Origin of the sequence: Paenibacillus glycanilyticus NBRC 16618, assembly GCF_004000805.1 — a bacterium.
In the GTDB taxonomy this organism is placed as follows: domain Bacteria; phylum Bacillota; class Bacilli; order Paenibacillales; family Paenibacillaceae; genus Pristimantibacillus; species Pristimantibacillus glycanilyticus.
In genome coordinates, this window is the sequence record NZ_BILY01000081.1 from 1 (window position 1) to 7,374 (window position 7,374).

Annotated in this window: 3 protein-coding genes and 1 pseudogene; 2 read left to right on the top strand and 2 right to left on the bottom strand. The window is 59.0% G+C overall.

The window, feature by feature from the left end; genetic code table 11:
* A pseudogene (locus PGL01S_RS30495) lies at nucleotides 1-341 on the bottom strand (electron transfer flavoprotein subunit alpha/FixB family protein); the annotation flags it as partial.
* Nucleotides 342-751: 410 nt separating this feature from the next.
* Nucleotides 752-1,570 (bottom strand): electron transfer flavoprotein subunit beta/FixA family protein, encoded by an 819-nt coding sequence (locus PGL01S_RS30500; RefSeq protein ID WP_127499493.1) that lies wholly within the window; start codon nucleotides 1,568-1,570, stop codon nucleotides 752-754.
* 624 nt (nucleotides 1,571-2,194) lie between these two features.
* Between PGL01S_RS30500 and PGL01S_RS30505 the strand changes: the two genes are divergently transcribed.
* Together PGL01S_RS30505 and PGL01S_RS30510 are read left to right on the top strand one after the other, a co-directional pair.
* Nucleotides 2,195-4,429 (top strand): (Fe-S)-binding protein, encoded by a 2,235-nt coding sequence (locus tag PGL01S_RS30505; protein ID WP_127499489.1) that lies wholly within the window; start codon nucleotides 2,195-2,197, stop codon nucleotides 4,427-4,429.
* A gap of 102 nt (nucleotides 4,430-4,531) precedes the next feature.
* The gene (locus PGL01S_RS30510; protein ID WP_127499491.1) at nucleotides 4,532-6,949 is read left to right on the top strand and encodes a 3-hydroxyacyl-CoA dehydrogenase/enoyl-CoA hydratase family protein; all 2,418 of its coding nucleotides are present in this window, start codon (nucleotides 4,532-4,534) and stop codon (nucleotides 6,947-6,949) included.
* Nucleotides 6,950-7,374 lie beyond the last annotated feature (425 nt).

Consider the following 7,374-nt stretch of genomic DNA (forward strand, 5'->3'; position numbering starts at 1 on the left):
CCGATGGCTGCGGCCACGCGGGGCGCGAGCTCGCGCCCCACGGCGGTATGGCCGAGCAGCAGCGCGTCCGGCCTTACCGCCTCAATAGCTGCGCGCAAGGCGGCGATGTACGCCTCTGGCGCGAAGGCGCGAAGGGCAGGGTCGTCCGCGACATGGACGACGTCCGCCCCTCGCGCAGCGAGCGCGGCTGCTTCATCGGCCGCGCCGCCGGGAGCCGCGAGGACGGCATGGACCGAGCCGTCCGTACCGGCCAGCCGCCGCGCGGCGCCAAGCGCTTCAAGCGCGACGCGGCGCAGCTTGCCGTCCCGGCATTCGGCGAACACGAGTATCGTTCTTCCCATCTTATTTCCTCCTTTGTTGCAGGTCGAGGCTGCAAATGAAATTTTATCTCCTAAGTTGCTGAAGTAACTTTCTGCTTGGTCGTTGGGAGGCAATAAGACCCTCAGAGGGCTTTATTGCAATAGGTTGAGTTGCGATTGCATAGGATAAGACCCTCATAGGGTCTTATTTCTGTTGCTGCCAGGTCTTTTCAATGGTTTTCTGGCTTTTACGGTTACGATAAGGCCCCGGCAGGGTCTTATCCAAACTATTAAGTGGATGAAATACTTCGATAAGACCCTGAAAGGGCCTTATTAGATACTGTTTCAAAATTAGGAGCTGAGAGGAGTCAAGAGCCTTTAGGGCACTTAACCTGCCAGATAATTTAGCTACTGGGGTCCTTAACAATCGGCAAGTTGGTAGGTCAGCTGCCTCACTGCGGCAGCTGGCCCTCCGCCTGCAGCAGGCGGACAAGCTCCGCCGCCTGCTCGCCGGGCGTCCCGGCGAGGCGCCGGCCGGCTGCGCGCGGCGCCGGCGGAAAAAGCGCCAGGCGCGATGTCCGCGCGCCTTCTTCCTCGCCGCCTGCGGCTGCCGACACCCGGGCGAGCGGCTTCCGCTTCGCCTTCATAATGCCCGGCAGCGAAGGATACCGCGGCTCGTTCAACCCTTGCTGCGCGGTGATCAGCGCTGGCAGCGGGATCACAACCGTCTCCGTGTCGCCCTCGACATCGCGCTCCACGACAGCAAACCTCGCCGCCGACGCTGCGCCCGGCGGCAGCTCGCCGGATGCCTTCGCTTCATCCGGCCCTGCAATGCCAACCTTCACCGCTGATGACGCATGCGGCAGACCAAGCCGCTCCGCGACCTGGAGCGCGACGCTCCCGGAGCCGCTGTCGACGGCGAACAAGCCCGCCAGCAGCAGATCCGGCTTAAGCGGCTCGATAACCTTCGCGAGGGCAGCGGCCAGCGCAAAGCTGTCGCCGCTCTCTACGGTAGCCGCGTCGAGCCGGATCGCTTCATCCGCGCCCATCGCAAGCGCGGTCCGCAGTGCTTCCTCCGAGCGGTCGCCGCCGCAGGAGACCACCCGTACCTCGCCGCCATGCGCCTCGCGTTGGCGCAGAGCCTCCTCGAGGGCATATTCGTCATAGGGATTAATGACGAGCTTGGCGTCCGCTTCCGCGACGGCGCCATCCTTTACGATAATTTTTTCTTCCGTATCAAATGTCTGCTTGAGTAGAACGACAATGTTCAGCACTGCAGCAACCTCCTCAGACTATAGTTCATGCTCCATTTTCGCCCGGCTCGCACTAATCTCCGCAACATGGCCAGGGCCGGCTGCAAGGCTCGGCTAAACCGCTTTCCATCAGTGCTACGATATGAGTCAACTCGGCCAAATAGACCGTCCGCACCGGCGAAAGGGGCGGCATGTTCATGCTTTCGGGCTCATATACTGGAGCACCGCGGTTTTTTTGAAAATGCTGCCCTTCCTAAAGGCCGGCGAAGCCGTTTCACCTTGAATTCTAAGCGTTTATAAGTTTTATCTCTTGTAAACATGGCTTGAAATTCTTCGGATTGAAACGCGCTCACCCTGTCATAGGCCGGCGAAGCCGTTTCACCTTGAATTCTAAGCGTTTATAAGTTTTCTCTTGTAAACATGGCTTGAAATTCTTTGGATTGAAACGCGCTCACCCTGTCATAGGCCGGCAAAGCCGTTTCACCTTGAATTCTAAGCGTTTATAAGTTTTCTCTTGTAAACATGGCTCGGAGTTCTCCGATTGAAACGCGCTCTCCCGCCACGGGAAGGGGCAGCCGTTTCACCTTGTCACAACGCTAAAAAGCTTGTCCGAATCGAGGGCTGCAAAAGGGGGCGTGGCCATTGCTGGAATGGTGGTCGGCAGATGTGGCGACAGCTGCAATCAGGTGGATTTTGTTCGCGGCGGTATTGGGGCTTGCCGCATTCGCTTTTGTTACGGTCGTCTTGCGCAGGGTGGGCTATATCAAGCTTGGCCGGGCGGATGCCCATGAGGCGATGCCATCGGATGAGCGGAGGGAATTAGCGGGACGTCCCTCGGTAGCAGGACAGGTGCTCGGGCACAGCAAGCTGCTGCGCGATATCCGGAGCGGCGTCATGCATTTCATTTATTTTTACGGTTTTATCATTTTGCAGTTTGGAGCGGCGGATATCATCTGGAAAAAACTCAGCGGTCACCCGATCCCGTTTCCCTTCTACGGCCAGTTCGCCTGGTCGCAGGAGCTGACGGTCTCGCTTGTCCTGCTCGCGGTTCTGTACGGGGCTTTCCGCCGGTATATCGAGCAGCTGCCAAGGCTGAAGCGCGGCTGGAAGCCTTCGCTTGTCCTGTGGTTTATCGGCGGCTTGATGCTGACCGTCCTGCTGACGCTTTCCTTCGAGCGGCTGTCGGGAGATCCGCATGCTGTGGCTGGTCGTTTCGCGCCTGTTTCTTCCGTGCTTGCGGACTGGATCGGGAAGCTTGGCGTGCCTGCAGGCAGCATTGCGTCGGAAGCGGGCTACGAACTATTCTGGTGGCTGCATCTTTTGGTGCTGCTCTCTTTCCTTGTGTACGTGCCGCAGTCGAAGCATTTTCACCTGCTGACGGCTCCCGTGAATTTGTGGCTTGGGCGCAAAACGCCGATAGGCCGGCTGGCGCCGCTTAATCTGGAGGATGAGGACGCGGAGTATTTTGGCGCGGGCAAAATCGAGCATTTTACGCAAAAGCAGCTGCTCGACCTGTACGCCTGCGTGGAATGCGGACGCTGCACGAATGTCTGCCCGGCTTCGAATACCGGCAAGCTGCTGTCGCCGATGCATCTCATGACCAAACTCCGGGATCATCTTACGGAAAAAGGCGCCGCCATTACGTCCAAGTCGCCTTGGGTTCCAACCTTTATGGGCGGGCATGCGGCAGGGGCGCATGTGATGGGCGCGCTCATTCCGTCCTGGGAGGACAGTCCGGAAGGAAGCGTAACCTCCATTATTCCGACCATGACGGCGCAGAAGCAGGCTTGGAATGCCCGGGAAGGAACCAAGCCGGATGAGCTGGAGCTGATCGGCGACGTCATGAGCGAAGAGGAACTATGGGCATGCACGACCTGCCGCAACTGCGAGGAGATGTGCCCGGTTGGCAACGAGCATGTCGATAAAATCATCGATATGCGCCGTTATCTCGTGCTGATGGAAGGGCGCCTGCCATCCGACGGTCAGCGCGCGCTGCAAAATATCGAGCGCCAAAGCAATCCATGGGGACTTCCGAGAGCCGAGCGTGCCGCTTGGATCGATGAGTGCGAGAGCCGTACCGGCGTCCGGGTGAAGACGATGCAGGAAATCAAGCGTTCCGGAGCGCCAAAGCCGCATTTTCTGCTGTGGGCAGGTTCCATGGGCTCATACGATACGCGAAGCCGGAAGGTGCTGTACGATCTCGTGCGGCTCCTCGACCAGGCGGGAGTGTCGTTTGCCACGCTTGGGGCAGAGGAGCGGAATTCGGGTGATACCCCGCGCAGGATTGGCAACGAGCTGCTTTTCCAGGAGCTGTGCCGTGAAAATATCGAGACCATCGTCCGTTACGGGATAACGCGTATTGTAACGGCCTGCCCGCATACGCTTAACACCTTCCGCAAGGAGTATCCGGACTTTGGGCTTCCGTCGGACGTCAGGATCGAGCATCATACGGAGCTGCTGGCCCGGCTGCTGAAGGATGGGCGGTTAACGCCCGAGCATCTCGTCAAAGAACGCGTCACCTACCATGATTCCTGCTATCTCGGACGTTATAACGGCATCTACGACGCACCGCGCGAGGTGCTGAAGGCGATTCCGGGTATCGAGATCGAAGAGATGGCGAGGAACCGCGAGAACGGCATGTGCTGCGGAGCGGGCGGCGGCCTCATGTGGATGGAGGAGCAAAGCGGCGTCCGCGTTAACCGCGCCAGAGTATCGCAAGCGCTGGAGGTACGCCCTACGGTTATCGGCTCGGCCTGCCCATATTGCCTGACGATGATGGAAGACGGGCTGAAGCTTCTGGAGGCCGATGAACAGACGGCGGCGCGCGATGTAGCGGAGCTGCTTGCGGCAAGCGTGTTCGGCAAAGAGACGGCTTAACGGCTAGCTCAAAAAGACGGATCATGCTGTCAAAACAAAAACCATCAAGAACCGCCTATCTCGGCTATTTGCAGGATACTTTTTTTCAGGAGGGACTAATCAATGTCGATGAATCGAACGGGTACGGTGAGGCACGCGGCCGTCATTGGCTCCGGCGTTATGGGCGCGGGAATTGCCGCGCATCTGGCGAATGCCGGCATGCGTGTGCTGCTGCTCGACGTCGTGCCGCAGGCTTTGCTTCCGGAGGAGGAAAAACGCGGGCTGACGCTGGCTTCGCCGCAGGTGCGCAGTCGCCTTGCGCAAGCTGCCATTGCCCGCATGGCGAAGGCGCAGCCTGCTCCGCTGTATGAGCCGTCTTTTGCCGGGCGGATTACGGCTGGTAATCTCGAGGATCATCTGGCGGGATTATCCGAGGTGGATTGGATTGTGGAGGCGGTTGTCGAGCGGCTGGATGTGAAGCGAAGCCTATTCGAACGTGTGGAGAGCGTGTGGAGGCCGGGTACGATTGTATCCTCCAACACATCGGGATTATCGGTGGCCGAGATGGTGGAGGGCAGGAGCGACGCGTTCCGGCAGCATTTTGCGGTGACGCATTTTTTCAACCCTCCGCGCTATATGAAGCTGGTTGAGGTTGTGCCGACGAGAGATACCGCTCCCGAGGTTACGGCACTATTGACCGCGTTATGCGAGGAACGGCTTGGCAAAGGTGTTGTTGTGGCGAAGGATACGCCTAACTTTATCGCCAACCGGATCGGCACATACGGCATGCTGGTGACTCTGGAGGAGGGTCTAAGGTTTGGACTAACGGTGGAGGAAGCGGATGCGCTGACGGGGCCTGCGATGGGGCGGCCCAAGACGGCAACGTTCCGGATGCTGGATTTGGTTGGCCTTGATACGCTGCTTCACGTGGTCGACAATGTCCGGGAGAAGAGCACGGATGCGGCTGAACGCGAGACGTTCGCAAGGCCTCCGCTATTGGAGAAGCTGGTTGCATCGGGCCGGCTGGGCGAAAAGAGCGGCGGCGGCTTTTACCGGAAAATCAAGGGTCCGAAGGGCGGCAGCGAGATCGAATCGCTTGATTTGGAATCGCTTGCTTACCGGCCGAGGAGCTCGGTAAAGGGTCCGATCATCGATGCGGCCAAGGCGGCAAAAGGCACGGGCGGCAAGGTCCGGGCGCTCATCGGCACGGATCCGAAGCATAAATACGCCCAGTTCGCGTGGCAGACGATTAAGCGCACGCTTCTCTATTCGGCAGCCTTGGTTGGCGTTATCGCCGACTCCATCACGGATATCGATAAAGCAATGAAATGGGGCTTCAGCTGGGAGCTTGGGCCGTTTGAGCTGTGGGATGCGCTTGGCTTGGAGAAGTCCGTAGCCCGGATGAAGGCCGAAGGCAATGCGGTGCCGGAATGGGTACTGACATGGATTGCGGAGGGGAACGGCAGCTTTTATAAGGTGCAGGAAGGAAGACGGTTCGTGTACGCCGGCGGGGGCGGAGGGTATGCGGCCGAAGAGCTGTCACCGGATGAGATCTCGCTTGCTGCCCTTAAGGAAGCCGGCAGGACGGTGCTGCGCACCTCGGACGCAAGCCTCATCGATCTTGGCGACGATGTGGTCTGTCTCGAATTCCATTCGCAGAACAATGCCATCGGCGGCGAGATTCTGACGGCTATACGGCGGACGGCCGAGGAGGTCAGCAAAAATTGGCGCGGGCTTGTTATCGCGAACGACGGGCGCAACTTCTGCGTAGGCGCGAACCTGCTGCTTCTCTTGATGGAGGCGCAAAACGGCGAATGGGATGAGGTTGAGGACATCATCCGGATGTTCCAGAGCAGCATGCTGTCGATCAAAAAACTAGACCGTCCCGTCGTCGCCGCGCCTCACCGGATGACGCTTGGCGGAGGCGTCGAGGCCTGCTTGCCGGCTGACCAGATTATTTTCTCGCCGGAGACGTATTTCGGTCTCGTGGAGACCGGGGTAGGACTGATCCCGGCCGGAGGCGGTTCGAAAGAAGCAGCCGTTATGGCTGCCGCAAGGGCAGGGGGCGGCGAAATCCAGCCGCATTTGAACGCATTGTTCGAGACGGTTGCGATGGCCAAAACGTCCACCAGCGGCTTTGATGTTGACCGCATCGGGCTGAAGCGCCCGCAGGACCGCGTCATTATGCGGCAGGACGCACGGATTGCCGAAGCGAAGCGGGCGGTGCTCGAGCTGGACCGGGCAGGCTATACGCCGCAGCCCCAAGCTCGCGTCCGCGTGGCTGGCCGCGAAGGCAAAGCCGTGCTTCGCATGGGCGTGCATGGCCTGCTGCTGGGCGGGCAGATCAGTAAGCATGACGCACTTATCGGCAATAAGCTCGCGCATGTGATGGCCGGCGGCGATGCCGCGCCGGGAGCGGAGGTCAGCGAGCAGTACTTGCTCGACCTGGAATGCGAAGCCTTCCTCAGCCTCTGCGGCGAGCGCAAAACGCAGGACCGCATGAGCCACATGCTCTCCACCGGGAAGCCGCTGCGGAATTAAGCGGAGTGAGGGGGAGGTGAGGACGGGTGCTTGGGCGGCACATGTGCCGGTGTTCTGGGGCATTGGTATAGACACAGCTCGTAGACCTGTGGCACAGACTCCCCGCTCAGACTGGATTTCATCCAACATAATGATGCGTTATCGACCAGTAAGTAACTCTACATGGGATTTCATCCAGCAAAATTGGACATTTGCCTTCGGAGTAGCCTACATAGGCGAAATAGACGGTAGGAAATCCAACATAAGCCTATAATGCGGGGCAAAAAGCTTTGTTTTACTGGAGCAAATCCAACGTAATTTCTGGCTATCCCAAGTTAAGTCCTTATGGAATTAGTCTAGGCCAAATAAGACCCCCCGAGGGTCTTACCTGCCACGTTAACGGGTGACTGGAACGGGATAAGACCCTCCCGGGATCTTAACTCCCC